1 pseudogene is annotated in these 233 nt (G+C 46.4%); it reads right to left on the bottom strand.

From position 1 onward, the window contains the following. Positions 1-170 precede the first annotated feature (170 nt). Positions 171-233 (bottom strand): annotated as a pseudogene (locus P6709_RS20375) (recombination protein RecR); the annotation flags it as partial.

The following is a 233-nucleotide window of genomic DNA, read 5'->3' as shown; positions in this document are numbered from 1 at the left end:
AGGATTTCTCACCTATTGCGAGAAGGTCAACATCCTTTTCAGTATGGGCAATAACGGCCAGGACTTGCAGACAAGGTTGAAGTTCAGCTTGCCTATGCAATTGGTGTAGCACAGCCTGAAGTGGCTTCATCTAAGATAAGGATCGGCGGATTTTTAAGGAACATGCGGGCAAGATTTCGCTTGGCGTTGACCAGGGCTTTTGCGAAATCAAGAACGGTATCTTCTTTCATACC

This window comes from Jeotgalibacillus sp. ET6, from assembly GCF_029667115.1.
Taxonomy (GTDB): domain Bacteria; phylum Bacillota; class Bacilli; order Bacillales; family Jeotgalibacillaceae; genus Jeotgalibacillus.
This window is presented reverse-complemented; position numbering and strand designations above follow the sequence as displayed.